The sequence below is a fragment of the Streptomyces sp. NRRL F-5122 genome, assembly GCF_001507435.1.
Classification (GTDB): domain Bacteria; phylum Actinomycetota; class Actinomycetes; order Streptomycetales; family Streptomycetaceae; genus Streptomyces; species Streptomyces lannensis.
The window spans coordinates 1-458 of sequence record NZ_LMWH01000133.1 but is presented as its reverse complement, the minus strand read 5'-3'; the positions used below and the strand labels follow the sequence as shown (position 1 = coordinate 458).

Sequence of the window (458 nt, the reverse complement as noted above, 5' to 3'; positions counted from 1 at the left end):
CCTCGCCCTTGGGGTCGCTCACCGTCCGCCTTCCCTCCTGCCGTCTCAGCACAGGCTACCCGGCATGCCTACTACTAATTGTAGGAGGTATGCTCCGGGCTTCGACACGCGAACTACTACATCTTGTAGATTCTGCAGCCCTCGTCGGGCGGAGGAGCAGCCCATGCCTCATATCGGACGTACGCTTCCGCGCCCCGCCGCGGCAAGTCCTGTACCGGTCCCGGCCCCCTGGGCGCAGGGGGCGCTCCCTGGGCGCGTCGCCATCATCTCTGCGAGCGTCGGCGCCGGCCACGACGGCGCCGCCGCCGAGCTGGCCCGGCGCCTCAGGAACGACGGCCTCGCAGTGGACCGGTTCGACGTGCTGGATCTGTTGCCTGTGAGGCTCGGACAGGCTGTCCAGGAGATCTACCACCGGATGCTCGTCCGTGCGCCATGGGCTTACCAGCGGATCTACTCCA

1 pseudogene is annotated in these 458 nt (G+C 67.5%); it reads left to right on the top strand.

Features of this window, described 5'->3' with window-relative positions:
- Nucleotides 1-163: 163 nt before the first annotated feature.
- Nucleotides 164-458 (top strand): annotated as a pseudogene (locus ADL25_RS16165) (UDP-N-acetylglucosamine--N-acetylglucosamine transferase); the annotation flags it as partial.